At 73.1% G+C, this 25,325-nt stretch carries 20 protein-coding genes and 1 pseudogene; 12 read left to right on the forward strand and 9 right to left on the reverse strand.

Features of this window, described 5'->3' with window-relative positions; all coding sequences use genetic code 11:
- Positions 1-33: 33 nt before the first annotated feature.
- Entirely contained in the window at positions 34-1,536 is a 1,503-nt protein-coding gene (locus AB0E05_RS20250) for a hypothetical protein (RefSeq protein WP_361965293.1), read from the forward strand.
- Between the two features lie 68 nt (positions 1,537-1,604).
- On the opposite strand, the gene AB0E05_RS20255 is transcribed toward AB0E05_RS20250, so the two are convergent.
- Complete coding sequence (locus AB0E05_RS20255; RefSeq protein ID WP_361965295.1) at positions 1,605-1,961, reverse strand: iron-sulfur cluster assembly accessory protein; 357 nt, start codon at positions 1,959-1,961, stop codon at positions 1,605-1,607.
- 271 nt (positions 1,962-2,232) lie between these two features.
- On the opposite strand from AB0E05_RS20255, the gene nadA reads away from it, so the two are divergent.
- The gene (gene nadA / locus AB0E05_RS20260) at positions 2,233-3,429 is read left to right on the forward strand and encodes a quinolinate synthase NadA (protein ID WP_361965297.1); all 1,197 of its coding nucleotides are present in this window, start codon (positions 2,233-2,235) and stop codon (positions 3,427-3,429) included.
- A gap of 295 nt (positions 3,430-3,724) precedes the next feature.
- On the forward strand, positions 3,725-4,927 hold the full coding sequence (locus AB0E05_RS20265) for a multidrug effflux MFS transporter (RefSeq protein WP_361965299.1): 1,203 nt from the start codon (positions 3,725-3,727) through the stop codon (positions 4,925-4,927).
- Between the two features lie 3 nt (positions 4,928-4,930).
- Here AB0E05_RS20265 and AB0E05_RS20270 read toward each other — a convergent pair whose 3' ends face one another.
- The 6 genes from AB0E05_RS20270 to AB0E05_RS20295 all read right to left on the reverse strand — a co-directional run bounded on the left by AB0E05_RS20270 (position 4,931) and on the right by AB0E05_RS20295 (position 12,442).
- The gene (locus AB0E05_RS20270; RefSeq protein WP_361965301.1) at positions 4,931-5,608 is read right to left on the reverse strand and encodes an alpha/beta hydrolase; all 678 of its coding nucleotides are present in this window, start codon (positions 5,606-5,608) and stop codon (positions 4,931-4,933) included.
- A gap of 149 nt (positions 5,609-5,757) precedes the next feature.
- Positions 5,758-8,895 (reverse strand): efflux RND transporter permease subunit, encoded by a 3,138-nt coding sequence (locus AB0E05_RS20275; RefSeq protein ID WP_361965303.1) that lies wholly within the window; start codon positions 8,893-8,895, stop codon positions 5,758-5,760.
- Between the two features lie 199 nt (positions 8,896-9,094).
- Positions 9,095-9,781, reverse strand: a complete 687-nt coding sequence (locus AB0E05_RS20280) for a response regulator transcription factor (RefSeq protein WP_361965305.1) — start codon at positions 9,779-9,781, stop codon at positions 9,095-9,097.
- The gene (locus tag AB0E05_RS20285; protein WP_361965307.1) at positions 9,778-11,130 is read right to left on the reverse strand and encodes a histidine kinase; all 1,353 of its coding nucleotides are present in this window, start codon (positions 11,128-11,130) and stop codon (positions 9,778-9,780) included. Before AB0E05_RS20285 ends, AB0E05_RS20280 begins: the two co-directional genes overlap by 4 nt.
- A 177-nt stretch (positions 11,131-11,307) precedes the next feature.
- On the reverse strand, positions 11,308-11,586 hold the full coding sequence (locus tag AB0E05_RS20290) for a hypothetical protein (protein WP_361965309.1): 279 nt from the start codon (positions 11,584-11,586) through the stop codon (positions 11,308-11,310).
- Positions 11,587-11,641: 55 nt separating this feature from the next.
- Complete coding sequence (locus tag AB0E05_RS20295; RefSeq protein WP_361965311.1) at positions 11,642-12,442, reverse strand: PspA/IM30 family protein; 801 nt, start codon at positions 12,440-12,442, stop codon at positions 11,642-11,644.
- Positions 12,443-12,750: 308 nt separating this feature from the next.
- Between AB0E05_RS20295 and AB0E05_RS20300 the strand changes: the two genes are divergently transcribed.
- The 4 genes from AB0E05_RS20300 (at position 12,751) to AB0E05_RS20315 (ending at position 17,705) form a co-directional block, all read left to right on the forward strand.
- Positions 12,751-13,347 (forward strand): DUF3043 domain-containing protein, encoded by a 597-nt coding sequence (locus tag AB0E05_RS20300; protein ID WP_361965313.1) that lies wholly within the window; start codon positions 12,751-12,753, stop codon positions 13,345-13,347.
- Positions 13,348-13,448: 101 nt separating this feature from the next.
- Positions 13,449-14,189: a methyltransferase domain-containing protein gene (locus tag AB0E05_RS20305; RefSeq protein ID WP_361965315.1), complete on the forward strand. Its 741-nt coding sequence runs from the start codon at positions 13,449-13,451 to the stop codon at positions 14,187-14,189.
- Positions 14,190-14,734: 545 nt separating this feature from the next.
- Positions 14,735-16,537: an ABC transporter ATP-binding protein gene (locus AB0E05_RS20310; protein WP_361965480.1), complete on the forward strand. Its 1,803-nt coding sequence runs from the start codon at positions 14,735-14,737 to the stop codon at positions 16,535-16,537.
- 94 nt (positions 16,538-16,631) lie between these two features.
- Positions 16,632-17,705, forward strand: a complete 1,074-nt coding sequence (locus tag AB0E05_RS20315; RefSeq protein ID WP_361965317.1) for a trypsin-like peptidase domain-containing protein — start codon at positions 16,632-16,634, stop codon at positions 17,703-17,705.
- Positions 17,706-17,743: 38 nt separating this feature from the next.
- Here the strand turns inward: AB0E05_RS20315 and AB0E05_RS20320 are convergent, their stop codons facing one another.
- Positions 17,744-17,947 (reverse strand): hypothetical protein, encoded by a 204-nt coding sequence (locus tag AB0E05_RS20320; protein ID WP_361965319.1) that lies wholly within the window; start codon positions 17,945-17,947, stop codon positions 17,744-17,746.
- Between the two features lie 90 nt (positions 17,948-18,037).
- Between AB0E05_RS20320 and AB0E05_RS20325 the strand changes: the two genes are divergently transcribed.
- The 4 genes and pseudogenes from AB0E05_RS20325 to AB0E05_RS20340 form a co-directional block, all read left to right on the forward strand.
- On the forward strand, positions 18,038-19,234 hold the full coding sequence (locus AB0E05_RS20325; protein ID WP_361965321.1) for a bifunctional adenosylcobinamide kinase/adenosylcobinamide-phosphate guanylyltransferase: 1,197 nt from the start codon (positions 18,038-18,040) through the stop codon (positions 19,232-19,234).
- A 561-nt stretch (positions 19,235-19,795) separates the two neighbouring features.
- On the forward strand, positions 19,796-20,887 hold the full coding sequence (cobT, locus tag AB0E05_RS20330; protein ID WP_361965323.1) for a nicotinate-nucleotide--dimethylbenzimidazole phosphoribosyltransferase: 1,092 nt from the start codon (positions 19,796-19,798) through the stop codon (positions 20,885-20,887).
- A gap of 81 nt (positions 20,888-20,968) precedes the next feature.
- Positions 20,969-22,774 (forward strand): phosphatidylglycerol lysyltransferase domain-containing protein, encoded by a 1,806-nt coding sequence (locus AB0E05_RS20335; protein WP_361965325.1) that lies wholly within the window; start codon positions 20,969-20,971, stop codon positions 22,772-22,774.
- Positions 22,771-23,418, forward strand: a pseudogene (locus AB0E05_RS20340) (hypothetical protein); the annotation flags it as partial. The gene AB0E05_RS20335 and the pseudogene AB0E05_RS20340, both read left to right, overlap by 4 nt.
- Positions 23,419-23,448: 30 nt before the next feature.
- On the opposite strand, the gene AB0E05_RS20345 reads toward AB0E05_RS20340, so the two are convergent.
- Positions 23,449-24,219: a hypothetical protein gene (locus tag AB0E05_RS20345; protein WP_361965327.1), complete on the reverse strand. Its 771-nt coding sequence runs from the start codon at positions 24,217-24,219 to the stop codon at positions 23,449-23,451.
- Between the two features lie 122 nt (positions 24,220-24,341).
- Between AB0E05_RS20345 and AB0E05_RS20350 the strand changes: the two genes are divergently transcribed.
- The gene (locus AB0E05_RS20350) at positions 24,342-25,148 is read left to right on the forward strand and encodes an adenosylcobinamide-GDP ribazoletransferase (protein ID WP_361965329.1); all 807 of its coding nucleotides are present in this window, start codon (positions 24,342-24,344) and stop codon (positions 25,146-25,148) included.
- Positions 25,149-25,325: the final 177 nt, after the last annotated feature.

The following is a 25,325-nucleotide window of genomic DNA, read 5'->3' on the forward strand; positions in this document are numbered from 1 at the left end:
ATGGGCGGATTCGACGGAGCAGGGAGCGAAGCGGTGGGCGACACGGACAACACAGACGACACGCAGCGCGAGGGGGCGCGCAGGCGTTCCCCCTGGTTGATCTCACTGGTGGCAGCGGTGCTGGTGGCCGGCGCGGGCGGCGGCGCGTACCTGGTCGCGGCGGACTCGGGCCGGGGCGGCGGTACGGAAGGGGCGAGCCGGACGCACGGCGGTGACCTGCCCAAGTTGCCGGTGCACCAGACGGTGCCCCCGCCGGGGACGGAAGGGGCGGTCGGCGGTCTGCTGGAGCTGAGTGCGGACGCGGGCGAGTTGCCGGAGGGGCCCACGGAGGCCGCCGCGTACCGGGTGCGCACCGCGCCGACGCTCCAGGACGTCACGGCGCTGGCGCGGGCGCTCGGCCTGACGGACGCACCGCGCAAGGCCGCGGACTCCTGGCTCGTCGGTGCCGAGGAGAACGCGCCGCTCCGGGTGGAGCTGACCGCACCGGGCCAGTGGACGTACTCCGCGGCCGGTGTGCGCAAGGGCTCCGACGACTGCGGCAAGGGCCTGACCTGCGCGGGGAGCGTCGCGCCGCCGCAGGGCCTCACGATCGACCCGGTCGGCGAGAAGCGGGCGGAGGCCGCCGCGGCGCCGCTGCTCAAGGCCGTGGGCCAGCAGGACGCCGCGGTGGACGCCGGCGAGACCCTGGGGGCGAGCCGGACGGTGGTCGCCGATCCGCTGGTCGGCGGAGTGCCGACGTACGGCTGGTCGACCCGCGTGGAGGTCGGGGCCGACGGCGGCGTGACGTCCGCGAGCGGCTGGCTGAGCAGGCCGGCGAAGGGCGAGCGGTATCCGCTGCTGACGGCCGCTGCCGCGCTGGAGCAGGCGAACGAGCGGAACGGCGTGGCGCCGGTGCCGAAGGACGGCAGGAAGTGCGGGCCGCAGACGCAGGGGCCGCCCGACGCCGGGAACCCCTGTGACGTGTCCGTCTGCGCGACGTCCATGCCGTTGGCGGGCAAGGGCGGCAGGGCGGGGTGCCCGCCCGCGCAGTTCGCACCGCCGCAACGGCTGGCGGTGCAGGACGCGGTGTTGGGGCTGAGCGCGGTGCGGCAGCCGGGCGGGGCGGACCTCGTGCCGACGTGGCTCTTCGACGTCGCGCCCGAGGGGGCGCGCAAGCCGGTGTCCACGCTGCCGTACGTCGCCGTCCAGCCGCAGCACCTGACGACGGCGGGCCTGGCCCCGGGGGCGTCGCAGGAGCCGGTGGAGCAACCGCCGAAGGACCCGAAGGGCTCCTCACTGGTGCAGTCGTACCGTACGGACCACGACGGGCGGACGGTGACGGTGACGTTCATAGGCGGGGTGTGCTCCCCGTACACGGCGCGGGCCGTCGAGAAGGGCGACGAGGTACGGGTCTCGGTCACCGCGGGCGCGCAGGAGCCGGGCCGGGTCTGCATCCAGGTGGCCAAGGAGCAGACCGCCCAGGTCGCGCTCGCGCGCCCGCTCGGCGACCGCAAGGTGGTCGACGAGGCGTCCGGGCTGCCGGTCCCCCGCGGCTGACGCGCAGTACGACGAAGGCGGCGGCCCCGGAAGGGACCGCCGCCTTCGTCACGCCCTGGGGCGGATGCTCAGTTGAAGGAGTCGCCGCAGGCGCAGGAACCCGTGGCGTTCGGGTTGTCGATGGTGAAGCCCTGCTTCTCGATGGTGTCGACGAAGTCGATGGAGGCGCCGCCCAGGTAGGGAGCGCTCATCCGGTCGGTGACGACCTTCACGCCGTCGAACTCCTTGACGACGTCACCGTCGAGGGAACGCTCGTCGAAGAAGAGCTGGTAGCGCAGGCCGGAGCAACCGCCGGGCTGGACGGCAACGCGCAGCGCCAGGTCTTCCCGGCCCTCCTGGTCGAGCAGCGCCTTCACCTTGGCGGCGGCGGCGTCGGACAGGAGGATGCCGTCGCTCACGGTCTGGGTCTCGTCCGATACGGACATCTGCTTCATCACTCCCGGGATGGGTTCCCCCGCCAGGGGCAGGGCGAAGTACGGAGACTGCTTGCCGACATTGCAACCGGCGTGGCCGCGGATTCATTCCGGACCGGACTTGCTTCCTTCATGCTCGCACACCGTCGCCAGGGGGCAATGGGCGGAACCGGGGATGCGTCACATCGACGCTATGGCCATCGTCAAAGTGACGCGAAGCGGATATGATAGATAGCGTCAATCAGACGAAAAGGTCTGTGCAGAAAGAGAAAGGGTGTGTGACGTGACCACCGCCCAAGCCCGTACGGACGCGGCGAGCACCACGCTCGACGTACAGCCGACGCCGCTCGCGCTGCTGCTGCTCGGTCGGGAGGCCGACCCGAGGAGCGAGCGCGGCGTGGAGTGTCCCGGCGAGCTGCCGTCCCCGTCCGACCCGGACCTGGTGGAGCGCGCACGCGCCGCCAAGGAGAAGCTCGGCGACAAGGTCTTCGTGCTCGGCCACCACTACCAGCGCGACGAGGTCATCCAGTTCGCGGACGTCACCGGCGACTCCTTCAAGCTGGCCCGGGACGCCGCGGCCCGCCCCGAGGCCGAGTACATCGTCTTCTGCGGCGTGCACTTCATGGCCGAGTCCGCCGACATCCTCACCTCCGACGACCAGAAGGTCGTGCTCCCCGACCTGGCCGCCGGCTGCTCGATGGCCGACATGGCGACGGCCGAGCAGGTCGCCGAGTGCTGGGACGTGCTGACCGACGCGGGCATAGCCGACCGGGTCGTGCCCGTCTCGTACATGAACTCCTCGGCGGACATCAAGGCGTTCACCGGCAAGCACGGCGGCACCATCTGCACCTCCTCCAACGCGCGGCGTGCGCTGGAGTGGGCGTTCGAGCAGGGCGAGCAGGTGCTCTTCCTGCCCGACCAGCACCTCGGACGGAACACCGCCGTACGGGACATGGGGATGTCGCTCGACGACTGCGTCGTCTACAACCCGCACAAGCCGAACGGCGGGCTGACCGCCGAGCAGCTGCGCTCGGCCAAGATGATCCTGTGGCGGGGGCACTGCTCGGTGCACGGCCGCTTCTCGCTGGAGTCCGTCGAGGACGTCCGCGCGCGCATCCCCGGGGTGAACGTGCTGGTGCACCCCGAGTGCAAGCACGAGGTGGTGGCCGCGGCCGACCACGTCGGCTCCACCGAGCACATCATCAAGACCCTGGACGCCGCTCCCGCGGGCTCCAAGTGGGCGATCGGCACCGAGCTGAACCTGGTGCGCCGGGTCGCCGCCGCCCACCCGGACAAGGAGGTCGTCTTCCTCGACAAGACGGTCTGCTTCTGCTCGACGATGAACCGCATCGACCTGCCGCACCTGGTGTGGACGCTGGAGTCGCTGGCCGAGGGCAAGCTGGTCAACCGCATCCAGGTGGACGCGGAGACCGAGGGCCACGCGAAGCTGGCGCTGGAGCGGATGCTCGCACTGCCCTAGGCCGTGTCTTCAAAGTCCCGTCTGCCCGTCGGGGTCTCGGGCTCGTCTTGAACGGAAGGGGGCGCCCCGGTCGATGCGACCGGGGCGCCCCCTTCCGGCGTGTCGCGGGGATCGGTTAGCGTTTGCCGCACCGCGCCTTCGGCGCCGTTTCCCACCCGGGCGTTTCCGACCGGGGCCGTACGCGCCCCGCTCCGCTCGCGGTGGCCTCTTCCGGACTCCCGGAGCGCCTCCCCCTCCCTCGCCCCTATTTCCGGTTCTCCGGATTTCTCGGCTCCTGGTGCGGAGGCCCCTTGCCATGCCCCTGTTGACCGGCGCGCTCGCGCTGCTGTGCGTCATCGGTCCGCTGTCGACCGACATGTATCTGCCCGCCTTCCCGCGCATGGCGCAGGAGTTGGGCACCGACGCGTCGGGGGTGCAGCTCACCCTGACCGCGTTCCTGGTCGGCATGACCCTCGGACACCTGGTGTTCGGGCCGCTCTCCGACCGCTTCGGGCGGCGCGGGCCGCTGCTCGCCGGGGCGGTGGCGTGCACCGCAGCGACCGCGCTGTGCGCGCTGGCGCCGACGCTGGAGTGGCTGGTCGTCCTGCGGTTCGCGGCCGGCTTCAGCGGGGCCGCCGGGATCGTCGTCGGGCGCGCCGTGGTCACCGACGTGACCGGCGGCGCCCGGGCCGCCCGGCTGCTGGCGCTGCTGGTCACCCTGGGCAGCATCGCGCCGGTCGTCGCACCGCTCGCGGGCGGGGCGGTGATCGGGGCCGCCGGGTGGCGCGGCGTCTTCTGGGTCCTGGCGGCGGTCTCGGCGCTCGTGACCGTAGGCGTGGCCGTCGGCGTCCCGGAGAGCCTGCCGGCGCGGCGGCGGGTCGCGGGCGGGCTCGCGCCGTTCGCCCGGTCCCTGCGCACGACCGTCGCCGACGGTCCGTACCTCGGCTACTCGGGTGCGTTCGCCTTCGGGTACGGCACGCTGTTCTGCTACGTCGCCGGGTCGCCGTTCCTCTTCCAGTCGGTCCTGGGGATGGGCGTGGGCGCCTCGTCGGCGGCCTTCTCCTCGGGCGCGGTGGTGGCGACGCTCTCCTCCCTGCTCGCCGCGCGGCTGGTGGGGCGGGTGAGTCCCGAAGGACTGTTGCGGACCGGGCTGCGGCTGATGCTCGCCGGGTCCTGCGGGCTGCTGCTGGCCGCGGGCGCCGGTGCGCTGTCGGTGCACCTCGCGCTGCCGCTGCTGGCGCTGGTGTGCGCGGGGCTGGGGTGCACCGGGTCGAACTCCGCCGCGCTCGCGCTCGCCCGGGTCCCGACCGCGAGCGGCACGGCGTCCGCCCTGCTCGGTACGGCCCAGAGCGCACTGGGTGCGCTGGTCGCCCCGCTGATGGGGCTGGCCGGGGCGGAGGCGGTGGGGCCGCTGGTGCTGGGGATGACCGTGTGCTCGGCCGCCGCCCTGGCGTCGGAGCGGTACGCGGCGCACCGCACGGCCCGTGGCGCGAACTCCGTCCAGGCGCCCTCGGGGTGAGGGTCAGCCGCAGATCCAGTCGGTGAGCTGCTCGGGGCGGGCGAGGGCGACGAGATGGCCGCCGGGCAGCGGCTCCACGGGGACGCCCAGGCGCTCGGCGACCACCCGGCGTTGGAACTCCAGGGGGAAGAAGCGGTCGTCCCGGCCCTGGAGGAAGCGGGTGGGGACGTCGGGCCAGCCGGACAGCGGCCACGGGTCCGTGAAGAGGGCCTCCGACGGCCCGCCGGGCGGACCGATCGCCAGCGCTTCGGAGGTGATCTCCGGCGGCACGTCGTGAAAGAAGTCCACCAGCGGGTCGAAGGCCGCGTCCGGGTCGCGCCCGTCGCGCAGTGCGGAGGCCCGGCGCGCCTGGGGGTGTCCCGTGTTGCCCCACCACTCCCCTGGACTCTCGCCGGGCGCCGGCACCATCGCGTTCACCAGGATCAGCCGCTCGACCGGGATGCGCTGGCACACCAGGGGCGCGATGAAGCCGGCGAGCGACTGCGCCACCACGACGAGCCGGCCGGGCGCGGCGTCGAGTTGGTCGATGACCGCGTCCGTGTACGCGGCGAGGTCGGCGGTGTTGTCCTCCGGGAGGTCGACGGCGATGGCCTCATGCCCCCGGGCCCGCAGCTCCGGCACGACACGGTGCCAGTACCAGGCGCGGCCGTCGGCACCGGGGATGAGCACGTACTCCGTCATGGTCACATCGTGACGGAAGAGTGCCCCGATTTGTGGCACTTTCGCCTGATAGGCCGGTCGAGCCCCACCCATGGGCGCCTCGGGGCGGCAACACGCCGCCCGCCCCCAGGGACCTTCCCCGGGAGCGGGCGGCGTCGTACGGCTGCGGCTCAGGCCTTCTGGAGGCTCAGGTCCTCGTCGCCCTGTGCGGGCCCGCGGTCCGGCCCCTGCTCGCCCGACTTCCGGGCGCGCTTCTCGGCCTTCTTCTTGCGGCGCCGCTCCTTGCGCAGCTCCACCATCGCGTACAGCGTCGGCACGAGCAGCAGGGTGAGCAGCGTGGAGCTGATCAGACCGCCGATCACCACGACCGCCAGCGGCTTGGCGATGAAGCCGCCCTCGCCGGTGACGCCGAGCGCCATCGGCAGCAGCGCGAAGATCGTCGCCAGTGCGGTCATCAGGATCGGCCGCAGCCGGTGCCGGCCGCCCTCGATGACGGACTCGACGACGCCGAGCCCCTGGGCGCGGTACTGGTTGATCAGGTCGATGAGCACGATCGCGTTGGTGACCACGATGCCGATCAGCATCAGCATGCCGATCAGGGCCGGTACGCCCATCGGGGTGCCGGTGATCACCAGCAGACCGATCGCACCGGTCGCCGCGAACGGGATGGAGACCAGCAGGATCAGCGGCTGCACCAGCGACCGGAAGGTGGCGACCAGCAGCATGAAGACGATCGCGACCGCCGCGAGCATCGCCAGGCCCAGCGAGACGAACGCCTCGTCCTGGTCCTCGGAGACCCCGCCGATGGAGGCGGTGGCGCCCTCGGGCAGGTCCAGGCCGGAGATCTTCGACTGGAGCGAGGAGCTGACCGCGCCGGTGTTGTCACCGGTCGGCTTGGCCGAGATGGTGGCGGCGCGCGAGCCGTCGATGCGGGTCATCGAGACCGGACCCGGCACCAGCTGCACCTCGGCGATCTCGCCCAGCTTGACCGCGCCGAGCGGGAGCTCCTTCAGCTCCGCCATGGTCGTGGCGGGCTTGGCGGAGGTGATCACCACGTCGCGCTCGGTGTCGTTCAGGGTCGCCTTTGCGGCGGGGGTGCCGCGCACGGCCTGGGTGACGGCCATGGCGAGCGTCGCGTCGTTGAAGCCGGCGGCGGCAGCGGCGGGCTTCGCCGTCACCGAGATCCGCGGCACGGACTGCGCGAGGTCGCTCTGGACGTCGGTGACGTCCTTGACCTTCGCGACCTCCTTGCGCACCGCCTCGGACGCCTCCTTGAGCGTGTCCGGGTTGGCGGCCTTCACCACGACGCTGACGTCCTGGCTGGCGAAGCCGTCGCCCGCCGAGATCGTGGTGTCGCCGATGCCCTTGAGCTTCGCCAGCTCCGCGTCGACGCGGTCGCGCACGTCCTCGAAGTCCGCGGCGTCCTTCAGGGTCATCTGGTACGACGCCTGGTTGGTGCCCGTACCGCCGCCGAAGGCCGCCATCCAGCCGGATGAGCCCACGGTGACCTGGTAGTTCTCCAACTCGTCCAGGCCCGACAGCACCTTCTCGACCTGCTTGGCCGCGGCGTCGGACGCCTCCAGGCTGGCGCCCACGGGGAGCTCCTGCTTGATCGACATGACCTCCTGCTCGCCCTGGTCGAAGAAGTTCGTCTTCACCAGGCCGGCCATGCCGAAGGTGCCGAAGAGGACGACGACCGCGAGGACGATGCTGGTGATCCGACGGCGGGTGGCGAACCGCAGCACGGGGATGTACGAGCGCTGGAGCTTGCTGCGCTCCTCCTTCTCCTCCGCGATCCGGCGCGCCTCGTCCGGGCCGAGGTCGCGCACGTCCTTCGGCGCGCGCAGGAACCAGAACGACAGCACCGGCACGACGGTCAGCGACACCAGCAGCGAGGCGAGCAGCGCCGCCGTGACCGTCAGCGAGAACGAGCCGAACAGCTCGCCGATCATGCCGCCGGCCAGCCCGATCGGCAGGAATACGGCGACCGTGGTCAGGGTCGAGGCGGTGACCGCGCCCGCGACCTCCTTGACCGCGGTGATGATCGCGCCCTCCCGCTCCTCGCCGTAGCCGAGGTGCCGCTTGATGTTCTCCAGCACCACGATCGAGTCGTCCACGACCCGGCCGATGGCGATGGTCAGCGCGCCCAGGGTGAGCATGTTCAGCGACAGGTCACGGGTCCACAGCACGATCAGCGCCAGCACCACGGAGAGCGGGATGGAGACCGCCGTGACGAGGGTGGAGCGCAGGGAGGCCAGGAAGACCAGGATCACGACGACCGCGAAGAGCAGGCCGAGCGCGCCCTCCGTGGTTAGTCCGGAGATGGCCTTGGAGACCGCCGGGCCCTGGTCGGCCACCACGGTCACCTCGGCGCCGCTGCCGAGGTCCTTGCGCAGCTCCGGCAGCTTGTCCTTGACCGCGTCCGAGATCGCGACGGCGCTGCCGTCGTTGTCCATGGTGGCGAAGACGGCGAGGCTGGGCTTGCCGTTGGTGCGGGTCAGCGAGGTCGCGACGGACGGCTGCTGCGCCACCTTCGCGACGTCACCGACGCGCACGGGCCCGCCCTTGGGTCGCACCACGCTGAGGTTCTCGATCTGCTTGAGGTCGGTGTAGCCGGCGCCGACCCGCACCGTGCGGTTCTTGCCGCCCTCGCTGAAGGAGCCGGCCGGCACGGTCGCGCCGCCCGCCCTCAGCGCGTCGGCGAGGGCCGCGGTGGTCAGCCCGGCCGCCACGAGCTTCGCGTCGTCGGGGGTGACGGAGACCTGGAGGTCCTGGACGCCGTCGACGGTGACCTGGCCGACGCCCTCGATGTCGTCCAGGGCGGGCACCACGGTGCGCTCCAACTGGTCGGCGAGCGCCTGCTGGTCCTTGTCGGAGGTGACGGCGAGGACGACGGTGGGGATGTCGTCGGTGGAGCCGGCGATCACCTCCGGGTCGACGTCCTCGGGAAGCTGGGTGCGGGCCCGGTTCACCGCCTGCTGCACGTCGGCGACGAGCTGCTTGGTGCCGTCCCCGTACTCGAAGCTGGCCATGATGACGGCGTTGCCCTCGCTCGCCGTGGAGGTGATCCCCTTGATGCCGTCGACGGCCTCGATGGAGTTCTCCAGGGGCTCGACGACCTGCTTCTCCACCACGTCGGGAGAGGCGCCCTCGTAGGTGGCGAGCACCGAGACCATCGGCAGTTCGATGGAGGGCAGCAGTTGCTGCTTGAGCTGGGGTATGGCGATCGCCCCGAAGACGATCGCCACGATCGACATCAGCCCGACCAGGGCACGTTGTTTCAGGCTGAATTTCGACAGCCAGGACATGGGGTTCGTCTCTCTTCTGTGGCATGCGCGGCAGGAGCGCGCCGCGGTGGGACGTACGGCGCAGGGCGACCTGGATCGCCGGCGGGCGGGGTCAGTGGCCCGCTTATACGATCAGCCATCCCCGCGCCGGGCCCGTCGCCCCCAGGTCCCGTTTCTTTATCTCGCGCATACCGCAGCTGGAGTACGTACCCCGGCGGGGTCACTCCACCCTTGGGCGTACCAGTCCCGACTCGTAGGCGGTGACGACGAGTTGGGCGCGATCGCGGGCGCCGAGCTTGGCCATCGCCCGGTTCACATGGGTCTTCACGGTGAGCGGGCTGACTTCGAGGCGCTCGGCGATCTCGTCGTTGGAGTGGCCGCCCGCGACCAGCACCAACACCTCCCGTTCCCGTACGGTCAGCGCTGCGAGGCGCTCCGAGTACGGCTCGGCGTCCGGGTCGTCGTCCGCCGTGCCGCCCTGGGCGAGGAACTTGGCGATCAGGCCCTTGGTCGCGGTCGGCGACAGCAGCGCCTCACCGGCGGCGGCGATCCGGATGGCGTTCAGCAGCTCCTCGGGCTCGGCGCCCTTGCCGAGGAAGCCGGAGGCCCCGGCGCGCAGCGACTGGACGACGTACTCGTCCACCTCGAACGTCGTCAGCATGACCACGCGGACGTGGGCCAGTTCGGGGTCCGCGCTGATCAGCCGGGTGGCGGCGAGTCCGTCCATGCCGGGCATGCGGATGTCCATCAGGACGACGTCGGCGCGTTCGGAGCGGGCCAGGGCCACCCCCTCGGCCCCGTCGGCGGCCTCGCCGACCACGGTCATGTCGGGCTCCGAGTCCACCAGGACGCGGAACGCGCTGCGCAGCAGCGTCTGGTCGTCGACGAGCAAGACGCGGATCGTCATCGGTCCCCTCCCGTGCGTGCGGTGAGGGGCAGTATCGCCTGTACGCGGAAGCCGCCGCCGTAGCGGGGGCCGGTGCTGAGCCGCCCGCCGAGGGCGGTGACGCGCTCGCGCATGCCGAGGAGGCCGTGGCCACCGCGGTCCTCACCCCGATCGCGCCCGTCACCGGCATCGGGGTCGTCGTGGCCGTTGGGGGGCTGGCCCTTGCCGTGGCCGCCGTCGCGGGCCGCCTCCTGGCCCGGGGCGTCGGCGCTCGCCCGGGCGTGGACGCAGTCGGGGCCCTCGCCCTCGGGCGAGCCGTTGTCGATGACGGTGACCTCCAGGGTCGTCCCCACCCGGATGACGCTGACCTCCGCGCTGGCCCCCGAGCCCGCGTGCTTGCGGACGTTGGTCAGTGCCTCCTGGATGATGCGGTACGCGGCCAGGTCCACCGCCGCCGGCCGGTGCACGCCCTGGTCGGCGCGGGCCACCTCGACCGGGAGTCCGGCCTGCCGGAAGGTGGTGACGAGTTCGTCGAGCACGTCGAGGCCGGGCGCCGGCTCGGTGGGCGCCTCCGGGTCGCCGGACTGCCGCAGCAGGCCGACGGTGGCGCGCAGCTCGCTGAGCGCGGACCGGCTGGCCTCCCGCACGTGGGCCAGTGCTTCCTTCGCCTGGTCGGGGCGCTTGTCCATGACGTGCGCGGCCACCCCCGCCTGCACGTTGACCAGGGCGATGTGGTGGGCCACCACGTCGTGCAGGTCCCGGGCGATCCGCAGCCGCTCCTCGGCGACCCGGCGCCGGGCCTCCTCCTCGCGGGTGCGTTCGGCGCGTTCGGCGCGCTCCCTGATGGCGTTGACGAAGGCACGGCGGCTGCGCACCGCGTCACCGGCCGCGGCGGCCATTCCGGTCCAGGCGAAGACGCCGACGTTCTCCTGGGTGTACCAGGGCGTCGTGCCGAAGAACATCGCGGCGCCGGACAGGGTGACCATGGTCAGCAGCCCGACACGCCAGGTGGTGGAGCGGTCGGTGCGGGAGGCGACGGTGTAGAGCGCGATCACCGCGCACATCGCCACCGGGGCGGACGGCTCCCCGAAGACCAGCTCGATGAGGCTGAGGAGGCCGGTGAACGCCAGCACCGCCATCGGCTGGCGCCGTCGGCACACGAGGGCGGCGGCGGCCAGGGTCATCAGCAGCAGGCTGCGGGCGCCGGGGCTGCGGGCGCCGAACGTCGGCCCGTGCTCGCCGTACGGCTCGGCGAAGGAGCCGACGACCATGCAGGCGAGGGCGAGGGTGGCGATGGCCGCGTCGAGCGCCAGGGGGTGCTCGCGGAGCCAGCGTTGCGCGCGGGCGAACCCGGTGGCGAGGGAGGTCACGGCAAGCAACGGTACGACGTGCGGTCGGCGGACGGGGCGGATGCCCCCGGACGGTGGGGCGGGACCGCGGCGGCGGGCGGTGGGTGCACCGATCCCCCCGGCCCTCTTCGGGTACGGGGGGATCGACGTGTTGGAGTGTGCTGGGCGCCGGGCGGGAACGCCGTCCCGCGGGGCGGCTCAGCCGGGGATGAAGCCCCAGTCCCCGATGAGCTGTCTGACGTCCTCCAAGGTGGCTTCCGGCGCGGGCAGGATCAGCTCGGACGGCTCCAAGGACGCGTCCGGCAAGGGCTCGCCGAGCTCGTGGACCTTGTCGAGCAGGGCGGTGAACGTGCGCCGGAACCCGGCTTCGTCACCCTGCTCCAACTCGGCCATCAGCTCGTCGTCGAGCTCGTTCAGCTCGGTGAGGTGGCTGTCCGCCAGCCTCACCTGGCCCTCCCCCATGATCCGTACGATCATGACGAGTCCTTCTCGCTCGGTCCTGTGACAGCCGGCCCGCGGGCCCGCCCGCAGGTCAGTGCTTGTCGAAGTTCGGACGGTTGGTGCCTTGCTGCCCGGCGTCCTGCGCGGCGCCCTGGCCGCCCTCGATGGCCTGCTGGGACGAGCCCGAGCCGCCGGCCAGCTCCGCCTTCATCCGCTGGAGCTCCAGCTCCACGTCCGTACCGCCGGAGATGCGGTCCAGTTCGGCGGCGATGTCGTCCTTCGCCATCCCGGACGGGTCGTCGAGCGCACCGGAGGCCAGCAGCTCGTCGATCGCCCCGGCCCGCGCCTGGAGCTGGGCGGTCTTGTCCTCGGCCCGCTGGATCGCCAGACCGACGTCGCCCATCTCCTCCGAGATGCCGGAGAACGCCTCCCCGATCCGGGTCTGCGCCTGGGCGGCGGTGTAGGTGGCCTTGATCGTCTCCTTCTTGGTGCGGAAGGCGTCGACCTTGGCCTGGAGGCGCTGGGCGGCGAGGGTGAGCTTCTCCTCCTCGCCCTGCAGCGTCGTGTGCTGGGTCTCCAGGTCGGTGACCTGCTGCTGGAGCGCGGCGCGGCGGGACAGCGCCTCGCGCGCCAGGTCCTCACGGCCGAGCGCCAGCGCCTTGCGGCCCTGGTCCTCCAGCTTCGAGGACTGCCCCTGGAGCTGGTTGAGCTGGAGCTCCAGACGCTTGCGGGACGTCGCCACGTCGGCGACGCCGCGGCGCACCTTCTGAAGCAGCTCCAGCTGCTTCTGGTACGAGTAATCGAGGGTCTCGCGCGGATCCTCGGCCCGGTCAAGGGCCTTGTTTGCCTTCGCGCGGAAGATCATCCCCATACGCTTCATCACACCGCTCATGGGCTTCGCGCGCCCCCTTCTGACGGACTACGGCTCCAGCACTCCAACAGAACCCACAGTACGGGCCCTGCTTCCATTACCGCACTGTTCGAGCACGGATGCGCTCCTCCCCAAGGACGACTGCGTACGGCTCCTGATCCAGCGCAAGGAGTAGATGACCGTCAGGGTCGCCCCTCGGCACCCCTCCGGACCGGCCCCGTACGGGTCCGGCGAACGCGGTCGTCCCGCCTGTGAAGACGCACGGTGTTGCCGGATCGTTCCCCTCCGGCATTGGGTCCCCCGCGCACCACCACGTACCCTTGGGTTTCGTGTTCCGTAGCCGTGCGAAGACAGAGAAGGCCCCCACCGACCAGGTGCCGGCGGACCTCTCCCAGCAGCCCCGCGACCCCGAGGCCCCGAAGGGTCGCCCCACTCCCAAGAGGAGCGAGGCCCAGAGCCAACGCCGTCGTGCCGCCACGCAGCCGACCGACCGCAAGGCCGCGATGAAGCGTGCGCGGGCGACCCGGCGCACCGAGCTGGCCCGTCAGCGCGAGGCGCTCGCGAGCGGTGACGAGCGGTACCTGCCAGCCCGTGACAAGGGTCCGGTCCGCCGCTTCGCCCGCGACTTCGTGGACTCCCGCTTCTGCATCGCGGAGTTCTTCCTCCCGATGGCGGTGATCATCCTCATCCTGAGCATGGTCCGCATCGGCCAGCTGCAGAGCATCGCGCTGCTGCTCTGGCTCGGCGTCATCGTGATGATCGTCGTGGACTCCATCGGCCTGGGCATCCGCCTGAAGAAGCAGCTCAACGAGCGCTTCCCCGACGAGCCCAAGCGCGGCGCGGTGGCGTACGCCCTGATGCGCACGCTCCAGATGCGCCGACTGCGTCTGCCCAAGCCCCAGGTCAAGCGCGGAGAACGGCCCTGACCGGCCAGGGCGCGACCGCCCCGGAAGTTCCGGGTGGGGCCGCGTCCGCCGCCTCAGCCGCACCCGCCGCGCCCTCTGCTCCTCCCGCGTCCTTCGCCGACGTGGGTGACGCCGTCCGGCAGGAGCTGGTCTCCCGCCAGCTCGACGAGCAGATAGTGGCCCGCTACCCGGTCGGGCAGCGGCTGCGGATACTCGACGTCGGCATGGGCCGGGGCGTGCAGGCGCTGCGGCTGGCCCGTGCCGGCCACGCCATCACCGGCCTGGAGGGCGACGCCGAGCAGCTCCGACTCGCCCAGGAGGCGCTGTCGACCGAGCCCGCGGGCATCCGCGAGCGCGTCCGGCTGATCGAGGGCGACGGCCGGGACACCGGCGTCCACTTCACTCCCGGCAGCTTCGACGTGGTGCTGTGCCACGGCGTCCTGATGGCGTCCGTGGAGCCGGAGGGGGTGCTCGCCGGGCTCGCCCGGATGCTGGCGCCCGGGGGGCTGCTGTCCCTCGTCGTACGGAACGCGGACGCGCTCGCCATGGGTCCCGGGCTCGCCGGGGACTGGGAGCGGACCCTCTCCGCCCTGGAGCCGGACGCCGCCGGGTACACCGACCGCCGCGGGGTGCCGCTGCGCGCGGACCGGCTGGAGGACCTGACCGCCACGCTGGCGGGGATCGCGGCGCCGCTGCACGCCTGGTACGGCGTGCAGGTCTTCTCCGAGTGGTCGACGACCGGGGCCGACAGCGCCGCGACCGAGGCGCTGGAGCGGCTGATCGCGGCGGAGGACCGGGCGGGCCGCCGGGATCCGTACCGCCGCATCGCGGCGCTGCTCCACCTGTGCGGCGTCCGCGGCTGACCCCGCGGGGCGCCCACATCGTGGGTCGCGCCCCCCTGCGCCGCTGGACGTAGCCGCCGTTCCCCTGCGGGAGCATTGGTCTCTGCGGCCCGGTGGTGGGCTTGTCGCGCAGTTCCCCGCGCCCCTAAACACCTTCACCTCCGGCCCGCAGGAGAGTGACGGGGCAACGAATCAGGGGCGCTGGGGGTCCCCCCGTACCCGCAGGGCACAGGGGGCGGAACTGCGCGAACAGCCCTCCACGGGCCGGTGGAGACCAATGCTCCCGCAGGGCTACGGCGAGTGGGGCTGTCAAGGAGTGCTGGAGGTACCACCACGCCCTCTGGGCGTAGGGGCGGAACTGCGCGAACAGTCCCCGCCGGGCCGCAGGGTTACGGCGGCTACGTCCAGCACGCCCTGGCGATCGCATCGCGCCTTCAGTCAGGCGTCGGGCCCGATTTCGCGTCCCCCCTTCCGTGAGCGCCGAAGACACCACCCGAAATGACGACGTCACCCGGCCGAGAACCGGTGACAGTCCCAGCGGATCTGAGCCCGCCGACACGCCCAAGCTGCCCGCCAGGGAGACCTGGCGGGCGTTGTACGCGCACTTCCGGCCGCACCGCTGGGCGGTCGCGCTCGGCGCCGTGTTCGCCCTGGTCGGGGCGGTCGCCTCGCTCGCCCAGCCGCTCGCGGCGAAGGCGCTGGTCGACCGGCTCGGCGAGGACGGTTCCATCGCCGGGATCCTGGTGGTGCTCACCGCCCTGGTGGTGGTCGGCACCGCGATCGAGTCCGTGGGCGCGTACGTCCTGGAGCGCACCGCCGAGTCCGTGGTCCTCGCGGCCCGCCGCACGCTCATCGGGCGGCTGCTGCGGCTGCGGCTGCCGGAGGTGGAGCGCACGCAGCCGGGCGACCTGATGTCCCGGATCACCTCGGACACCACCCTGCTGAAGGCCGTGACGACCCAGTCCGTGGTCTCCGCGATCACGGGCGGCGTCTCGTTCGTCGCCACGATCGTGCTGATGGCGCTGATGGACGCGGTGCTCCTCGGGGTCACGCTCGGGGTGATCGTGCTGATCGGCGGCGTGGTCTCGTTCGTCATGCCGCAGATCTCCAAGTCGACGAAGAAGGCGCAGGAGGCGGTCGGCGAGATATCCACCGTGCTGGAGCGGGCCTTCGGGGCGTTCCGCACGGTCAAGGCGTCCGGCGCCGAGCAGCGGGAGACCGAGGTCGTCAACCAGGCGGCGACGACCGCGTGGCGGTACGGGGTGCGCTCGGCGAAGTGGCAGGCGGTGGCGTGGTCGTCGGTGGGCCTGGCGATCCAGGTGTCCTTCCTCGCCGTGCTGGGCATCGGCGGGGCGCGGGTGGCGTCCGGCGAGATCTCGGTCTCCACGCTGGTGGCGTTCCTGCTCTTCCTCTTCTATCTGATCGACCCGGTGAGCAGGCTGGTGGAGGCGGCGACGCAGTACCAGATCGGCTCGGCCGCGATCGCGCGGCTGGTGGAGGCGGAGCAGCTGGAGACGGAGGACCTGGACCCGCGGCCGTCGGCGTCCGGCCGGCCCGAGGTCTCCGGGGCGGCCACGGTCGTCTTCGAGGACGTGGTCTTCCGCTACCGCGACGACCTGCCGCCCGTGCACCACGGCGTCTCCTTCACCGTGCCGGGCGCCGGCATGACCGCCTTCGTCGGCCCGTCCGGCGCGGGCAAGACGACCGTCTTCGGCCTTGTCGAGCGGTTCTACGAGGCGAGCGGCGGCCGGGTCCTGGTGGACGGCCGCGACGTGCGGGACTGGTCGCTGCCCGAGCTGCGCGCCGCGATCGGTTACGTCGAGCAGGACGCGCCGGTGCTCGCCGGCACCCTGCGGCAGAACCTTTTGTTCGCCGCCCCCGACGCCACGGACGAGGACGTCCGGGAGGTGTTGGTACGGGCGCGGCTGGACGCGCTCGTCGACCGGCTGCCGGACGGCCTGGACACGGTCGTGGGCCACCGCGGCTCCAAGCTGTCCGGCGGCGAGCGCCAGCGGGTGGCGATCGCCCGCGCCCTGCTGCGCCGACCCCGGCTGCTGCTCCTGGACGAGGCGACGTCGCAGCTGGACGCGGTGAACGAGCTGGCGCTTCGGGACGTGGTGGCCGAGGTGTCGCGGGACGTCACGGTGCTGGTGGTGGCGCACCGGCTGTCGACGGTGACGCTGGCGGACCGGATCGTGGTCATGGACGCGGGCAAGGTGCGTGCGGTGGGCACGCACCAGGAGCTGGTGGCGCGGGACCCGCTGTACGGGGAGCTGGCGGCCACGCAGTTCCTGGCGTCCGAGCCGGCGCTGCCGGGCGGGGCCGAGCGGGCGGTCGAGCAGGACGAGGCGGGGGTGCCGGCCTCCTGAAGCGGGCCGGAGCCGGGACCGGGGCCGGGCGGCGGCCACCTGATCGGAGGCGTACAACAGGCCGACGCAACCCGGCAAAAGGGACACTCCGAGCATGGACTCACCCCACCGCCGCGCCGCCCTCCGCCGCCTGCTGCTGTCGCTGACCGCCGCGATATCCACCGGCGCCCTCGCCGCCGGCTGCGCGGGCGCATCGGCCGCGGCCAAGCCGGAGAGCTCCACCCGGGCCGTCGCCGTGCCCAAGGCCGCCAACGACCTCCAGACGGACTACGAGACCGTCATCAAGGACGTGCTGCCGTCGGTCGTCCAGATCGAGGCCGGCGACAGCCTGGGCTCCGGCGTCGTCTACGACGACAAGGGCCATCTGATCACCAACGCCCACGTCGTGGGCGCGGAGAAGACCTTCCAGGTCACGACGGCGACGGGGGAACAGCCGCTGCCCGCGAAGCTGGTGTCCTCCTACCCGGAGCAGGACCTCGCGGTCCTCAAGCTCGACCAGGTGCCCGCCGGCATGAAGCCCGCCACGTTCGGCGACTCCGCGAAGGTCGAGGTCGGGCAGATCGTCCTGGCGATGGGCTCCCCGCTCGGGCTGTCCAGCAGCGTCACCCAGGGCATCGTCTCGGCGGTCGGCCGCACGGTGACGGAGAGCGCGTCCGGCGGCGGCACGGGCGCGACGATCGCGAACATGGTGCAGACCTCGGCGGCGATCAACCCGGGCAACAGCGGGGGCGCCCTGGTCAACCTGGACAGCGAGGTGATCGGCGTACCGACGCTGGCGGCGACCGACCCGAACCTGGGCAGCGCCGCTCCCGGCATCGGTTTCGCCATCCCCGTGACGATGGTGAAGACCGTCGCCGACCAGATCATCAAGTACGGCCGGGTGACGGACTCCGGCCGGGCGGCGCTGGGGATCATCGGACGCACCGTCCTCGACGACAACTACCAGCCGTCCGGGGTGGCGGTGGTCGAGGTGGAGAAGAACGGCCCGGCCGACCGGGCGGGGCTGCGCAGCGGCGACATCATCACGCAGGTGGGCAACGCGTCGATCACCAACCTGACCTCGCTGGCGGAGGCGCTGGCGTCCGACAAGCCGGGCGAGAAGGTGCCCGTGACCTTCCTCAGGGAAGGGGAGCGCAAGTCGGCGCAGGTGACGCTCGGAGAGATCTGAGGGGACGGGGCGCCCCGGGGGTCCGGGGCGCCCGTCGGTCACTCCGCGTGCAGGCTCATCGGCCCGTAGATCACGGTGGCGTCCTCGGAGAGGACGACCTGGTCCGCACCGCCCTCGCACAGGGACTTCCAGTGCTCGCCGATCCAGGACTCCGCATCGCCCTGGGTGGAGAACTCCTCGGGTTCGACCGAGGGCGCGACCTCCGTTCCGTCGGACTTCTCGAACCGCCACGTCCACGCCATGTCCGCCTCCGCAGGCCGTCGGTGATCTCTGTCCTGCCCGCAGCGTAGCCGGGCGCGCAGCACCGGCTAAGACACGGGAGTATCAAGGGCGTGGAACTGACCCTGCTCGGGACCGGCGCACCCGCCGGGCTGCCGAGGTCCGACTGTCCGTGCGCCGTGTGCGCACTCGCCCGGGGCCCGCAGGCGCGGGCCGCGACCGCCCTGCTGGTGGACGGAGCACTGCTGCTCGACCTGACGCCGGGGGCCGCGCTGGCCGCCGCGCGCGCGGGCCACTCGTTGGTGGGGGTGCGCCAGGTGCTGCTGACGCACCCCCACGACGGGCCCGCGGTGGAGCTGCCGGCCGGGCTGCCGACGGCGGGCCGGGTGCCGGACGGCCGGGTGCTGACCCTGATCAGCGGGCATCGGGTGCGGGCGGTGCCGATGGACCACCCGGGCACGGGGTACGAGGTGACGTCGCCCGACGGGACCCGGCTGCTGTACCTGCCGCCGCAGGGCGCACCCGCGGGCCTCGCGCCCGCCGGCGCGCCGTACGACATGGTCGTCGCGGACGTCGTCGGGCGGCCGGACGGGCTCGCCCGGCTGCGCGCGGCCGGCGCGGTCGGCCCGACGACCGACGTGGTCGCGGTGCATCTGGACCACGACGTGCCGGGCGGGCCCGAGTTGGACCGCCGGCTGGCGGCGGCGGGCGCAAGGGCGGTGCCGGACGGGACGACCCTGCTCGTCGGCGAGTACCACGCGGTGCCGGACGTCCCCCGGCGCACCCTGGTCACCGGCGGCGCGCGCTCGGGCAAGTCGGTGGAGGCGGAGCGGCGGCTCTGGACCTTCCCGGACGTGACGTACGTGGCGACGGGCGGCGGCCGGGAGGGCGACGCGGAGTGGGCGGAACGGGTCCGGCTGCACCGGGACCGCCGCCCTGGCTCCTGGCGCACCGAGGAGACCTGCGACCTGGTGCCCCTGCTGACGGAACCGGGCCCGCCGCTGCTCATCGACTGCCTGTCACTGTGGCTGACGGACGCGCTGGACCGGGCGGGGGCGTGGGAGGAGGAGACGTGGCGGAACGGCGGCGAGTCGTCCCTGCGGGAGCGGGTGGCGGACCTGGTCGCGGCGGTCCGCGCCACACCGCGGACGGTGGTGGCGGTGACGAACGAGGTGGGCGCGGGGGTGGTCCCGGCGACGGCGTCGGGCCGGCGGTTCCGGGACGAGCTGGGCCGCTTGAACGCGGCGTTCGCCGCGGAGTGCGAACAGGTGGTCCTGGTGGTCGCGGGCCAGCCCTTGCGCCTGCGCTGACGCGCGTGCGGGTGCAGGTGCGGGTGGCCCGCGCCCCTGACACCCCGCCGCATCCCTGCGGGTGCGCCGGTCCCTGCGGCCCGGTGGTGGGCTTATCGCGCAGTTCCGCCCCTGTGCCCTGCGGGCACGGGGGGGACCCCCAGCACCCCTAACGACTGCCGCCCGCCGTAGCCCTGCGGGTGCATTGGCCCCTACCGCCCGGTGGTGGGCTTATCGCGCAGTTCCCCGCGCCCCCATGCCACTCCGCCGTTCCCATGCGGGGCGTTGGCGTCTGCGGCCCGTCTGTGGCTGTTCGCGCAGTTCCCCGCGCCCCTATATGCCCCGCCCTTCGGGCGTGGGCGGATCCCCATGGCGCAGCTGCGCCGCAGGGCGGCAGTCTTTAGGGGCGCTGGGGGTCCCCGTACCCGCAGGGGACGGGGGACTGCGCGAGAAGCGACCACGGTCCGCAGAGACCAACGCACCCGCAGGGGAACGGCGGGCGGTCACGGAGCGCGGAGGGCAGCGCACCCGCAGGGGAACGGGCGCCTACGGGGCCCGAGGCCACCCGGTACTGTTCGGCGAATGAGCAGGCTGACTCTCGATGACTTCTCCGACCGGATCGCCCGCGCGGACGGCACCCTCCGACAGGTCGCCGAAGACCACCGGGAACGGCTGCTGGTCCCGCCGAAGGCACTGGGGCGGCTGGACGAGTTGGGCCAGTGGCTGGTCGCCGCGCAGGGCTGCACCCCGCCCGAGCCCGTCGTCCGCCCGAAGGTGGTGCTCTTCGCCGGTGACCACGGCGTCGCCGAGCTGGACGTCTCCGGCCGCCCCGCGGGCAGCGCGCACGCGCTGGTGTCCGCGGTGTTGGAGGGCACCAGCCCCGTCGCGGTGCTGGCCCGCCGGATGGACGTCCCGGTGCGGATCGTGGACGCCGGCCTGGACTGCGACCCGGACCTGCTCCCCGCCGACGTCGTACGGCACCGGGTGCGCCGCGGCAGCGGACGGATCGACGTCGAGGACGCGCTGACCGTCGAGGAGGCCGAGGCGGCGGTGCGCCTGGGCATGGCGATCGCCGACGAGGAGGCGGACGCCGGGACGGACCTGGTGGTGCTGGGCGATCTGAGCGTCGGCGGCACGACCCCCGCGGCCGTCCTGGTCGCGGCGCTCTGCGGGACCGACGCCTCGGTGGTCACGGGCCGCGGCGGCGCCGGCATCGACGACCTGGCGTGGATGCGCAAGTGCGCCGCGATCCGCGACGCGCTGCGCCGCGCCCGCCCGGTGCTCGGCGACCAGTTGGAGCTGCTGGCGGCGGTCGGCGGCGCGGACCTCGCGGCGACGACCGGCTTCCTGCTCCAGTGCGCCGTGCGCCGTACCCCGGTGATCTTGGACGGGGTCGTCTCGGCGGCGTGCGCGCTGGTCGGGCAGCGGGCCGCGTTCCGTGCGCCGGACTGGTGGCTGGCGGGCCAGTTGACCGGTGAGCCGGCGCAGGCGAAGGCGCTGGACCGGATGGCGCTCAACCCGATGCTCGACCAGGGCGTCAGTGTGGGTGAAGGAACCGGGGCATTGCTCGCGCTCCCCCTCGTACAGGCAGCCGCCTCGCTGCTGGCCCAGTTGCCGGAGCGCCCCGCGGAGGCCGCGGCCGACGGCCCCGAGGCGGGCGACGACAAGGACTGACGCGCCGGGTACGGCCGCCACCGACGAGGCGGCCGTACCCTGACCCGCCATGACCAGCGATGCCCCATATGATCGCTTTTCATGGGAGAGGTCCGCTTGTTCCATTCGGTCAGCGACACAGGAAGCCGCACCCGCCCCGACGGGGCCACCACCCGCTCGCACCGCGCGTGGGCCTTCACCGTCTGGTACCTGCGCGCGGTGACGTGCCTCAACGTGCTGAGCGCGGTGTGGGTCTCCCTCGGCCAGGACATCCGCCGCCACAACGTCGACGACTACTTCACCCCGTACCTGCTGACGGCGGGCTTCGCCTCCGGCGCCTTCACGCTCTTCCTCGCGATCACCATGCGCCGCCGCAAGCGGGCCGCCTGGATCCTGAACCTGGTCCTCGGGGGGCTGTTCCTCGCCCTCTTCACGCTGGCCTTCGCGGTCGACGCGGCCATCAGGTCCCATCCGCAGAACTGGATCTCGCTGGCGCTGACGGCGGCGTTCTGCGCGGCGCTGGTGCTGGGGCGGCGGGAGTTCTACGCGAAGGGCGACCGCTCCAACCCCAAGCTCGCGGCGGCCGTCGCGGCCGGCGGGCTGCTGGTCACCTCGCTGGCCGCGGCCCTGCTGGTCACCGTCACCAACACCGCGACCGCCCCCTCCACCTTCCTGGAGCGCTGGCGGTACGGCGCAGTCCGGCTCGGCTCGCTCGCCGCCGACGACTCCGCGTTCGCGGGCATCGACACCCCCGGCTGGGTGGACGTCACCATCAACGTGATGTCCACGCTGCTGCTGCTCGCCGTGTTGTACGCGGCGTTCCGCTCGCGCCGCGCCGTCGACCCGATCGACGCGGACGACGAGGAGCGGCTACGCGCCCTCCTGGAGCGGCACGGCGAACGCGACTCCCTCGGCTACTTCGCCCTGCGCCGCGAGAAGAGCGCGGTGTGGTCCCCCACCGGCAAGGCGGCCGTCGCGTACCGCGTCGTCGGCGGGGTCAGCCTGGCCTCCGGGGACCCGATCGGCGACCCGGAGGCGTGGCCGGGCGCGATCACCCCCTGGCTCGCCCAGGCCCGTGAGCACGGCTGGATCCCGGCCGTGATGGGCGCCAGCGAAGAGGCCGGCACGATCTACGCCCGCCACGGCCTCGACGCCCTGGAGCTGGGCGACGAAGCCCTCGTGGAGACCGCCGAGTTCACCTTGGAGGGGCGCGCGATGCGGACCGTGCGCCAGGCGTACAACCGGGTGAAGCGCGCCGGGTACCGGGTGCGGATCCGACGGCACGCGGACATCCCGCCCGAGGAGATGGCCGTCCTGCTGCGCCGCGCCGACGACTGGCGCGACGGCGCCACCGAACGCGGCTTCTCCATGGCGCTCGGCCGGCTCGGCGACCCGGACGACGGCCGGTGCGTGATGCTGGAGTGCACCGACGCCGAGGGCGAGTTGCGGGCCGTGCTCAGCTTCGTGCCGTGGGGCCCGCACGGGCTCTCGCTCGATCTGATGCGCCGTGACCGCGACAGCGACAACGGCCTGATGGAGTTCATGGTCATCGAACTCCTCCAGCGCGCCGCGGAGGTGCAGATCACCCAGGTGTCGCTGAACTTCGCGATGTTCCGCTCCGTCTTCGAACGCGGCTCGCGCCTCGGCGCCGGCCCGGTGCTGCGGCTGTGGCGGTCGCTGCTGACGTTCTTCTCCCGCTGGTGGCAGATCGAGTCGCTGTACCGCGCGAACGCCAAGTACCGCCCGATCTGGGAGCCTCGGTTCCTGCTCTTCGAGAAGAGCGCGGACCTGCCACGCATCGCCATCGCGGCGGCCCGCGCCGAGGGCTTCCTCGAAGCGCCGGGCCTGCCCGGCTGGCTGCACCGCCGACACCTGGAGGCCCCGACGGCACGAGCGACCCCGCGATGACCGCGGCCGGCGCGGTGGGCGCGTTCGTACGGCGCGAGTGGGGTCCGCCGTACACCGCCGTGCGCACGGCGCTCACCGCCCGCGGGCCGCGCGCCCTCGCGCTGACGCTCACCGCGGTCTGCCTGATCGCCGCCTTCCAGGTGGTGCAGCACCGCACCTGGGGGTACGAGGTCGTCCGCACCGTCGGCGCCGTCCGCGCCGAGGACCCCCTGTGGCTGGCCCTGCTGCGTACCCCCCTGTCGTTGTTCGTGCCCGCGCTGGACCTGCCCGTGTGGGGCGCCCTGGCGCAGGTCCTGCTGGTGTTCGGCATCGCGGAGTGCGCGCTCGGGCGGACGCGCACGCTGCTGGTCGCGTACGTCTGCACCCTCGCTGGGACGTTGTACGCCCGCGTCGGCATCGCCCTGGACCCCGGCGGGCTCGGCGGGCTCGGCGGGCTCGTCACAGTGCCCGCGTCCGACGCCGGCGTCGTGGACACCGGACCGTCGGCCGCGGTCGTGGGGCTCGCGGTGTACGCGTGCTGGCGGCTGCGGGCCTGCTGGACCGCCGCCGCGGTCGTCCTCGCCATGGTCGTCGAGGTCGTCGTCAAGCCGAACCTCGCCGGCAAGGAGCACCTGGCCGCCATCGTCGCCGCGCTGGTGCTCTGCGCGGCGGCCGAGGTGCGCCGGCGGCGGCGTTCAGTCGCCGGGGCGGGACCGGTTCCGGGACGGCAACCGGTCGGGGGCGCCCGCGATCAGGTCCTGGAACTTCCGGCGCGGTCCGTCCCAACGGCGGTCGTGCCGGTAGGAACGCAGGGCGGCCCGGGCGCGCGCCCGCGGCCGGTTGCGGTAGAGGCGACGGGCCCACAGGGAACCGGGCCGGGCCAGCCGCACCGCCCCGAAGAACGCGACGAACGGCACGAAGACGCTGATCAGGGCCATCCTCGGCTTGCCCTTCACAAAGGTGACCAGCACCAGCAGCAAGTTGAGCAGAACGGTCACCAGGGCGGCGGCCCGGTTCTGGCGCTCCTCGGGGGTGAGGGAGTCGACGCCGAGCGGCGAGAAGCCGCCGAGCACCAGCAGCGCGAGCGCGGCGGCGAGGACCACGACCTCCACGCTGCGCCGGCCCTCCTCCGTCCAGTACACGTCGTCGAGGTGCACGATCAGCGCGAACTCGTCGAGCACCAGCCCCGCGCCCATCCCGAACAACACCGCGAAGACGCCGGCCGCCCAGCCGTGCCGACCGCTGCCGACCGCGCCGAAGCCGCCGACGACGGTGAGGACCACGCCCGGCACCACGTGGTGGATGTGGAGCCCGCCGGGCGAGACGTCGCGGAAGGGACCGCGGCCGGCGCGGATCAGCCGGGTGATGGTGCGGGTGATCACGAACGTGAGGACGAAGGCGGCGAGGGCGAGCAGCGTCGGTAGCTTGCCGGGCTCGGTGATGTTGTCGTGGAACCACTGCCCCATGGACCGCTCTCCCTGCACCCATCCGCTTCCTGACGGTTAGCCGGATATCCGAGGTATCACCGGATCATCCGGGTACGCGCAATCTAGTCGGTGCGAGCCGGGCCCTGGGCTACCCTGCGCCGGTGAGTGACGACCCCACCTCCCCCGCCCGCGCCGACCTCGGCACGGGCCTGCGCTTCGCCTTCGGCACCCTGACCGTGCTGCCCGTGCGCGTCACCCGCTGGGACCGGGACGCGGCCCGCGTCGGCATGGCCTGCGCGCCGCTGGCAGGGCTGGTGGTGGGGCTGTTCGCGGCGGCGGCCGGCGGACTGCTGCTGGCCGCGGGCGCGGGGGCGGCGCTCGCGGCGGTGGCCGCGGTGGCGGTGCCCGCGGTCCTCACCCGCGGGCTGCACCTCGACGGGCTGGCCGACACCGCGGACGGACTCGGCAGCGGCAAGCCCGCGGCGGACGCGCTGAAGATCATGAAGCGGTCCGACATCGGCCCCTTCGGGGTCGTCACCCTGCTCTTCGTGCTGCTGGCCCAGGTCGCCGCGGTCGCCGCGCTGTACGCGCAGGGCTGGGCGTACGGGGCGCTGGGCGTCGTGGTCGCCGCGGTCACCGCGCGCCTCGCCCTGACCTGCGCCTCCCGCACCGGCGTGCCGCCGGCCCGCCCCGAGGGCCTGGGCGCGGCGGTCGCCGGCGTTCTCCGCGTCCGCGTGGCCCTGGCACTGGCGCTCCTCGTCACCGCCGCGGCGGCGTCCGTCGCTCTCGGCTTCGGCCCGGTCGACGCGGTACGCCACGCTGGGGCGGTGCTGGCGGGGCTCCTCGTGTCGGAAGCGCTGCTGCGGCATTGTGTGCGGCGCTTCGGCGGCGTGACCGGCGACGTCTTCGGCGCGCTCGCCGAGTCGGCCCCCACCACAACCCTCGTGGTCCTCACCCTGACGCCCTAGGGTCTATCGCCCATGCGGCAGGTAGCCCACCACCGGGCCGCGGACGCACGACAGGGTCTCGTCCAACGGCGGGGAGGCGGCTTTCCGGGACGCCGGGGAAGTGGGCCTCAAGGGGGCGGCGCGCCGTCAACCCCGCGCGGGCGCAGCGCAGTTGCAGCGGCGGGGGCAGCACGACGC

This window comes from Streptomyces sp. NPDC048057, assembly GCF_040653095.1.
In the GTDB taxonomy this organism is placed as follows: Bacteria; Actinomycetota; Actinomycetes; order Streptomycetales; family Streptomycetaceae; genus Streptomyces.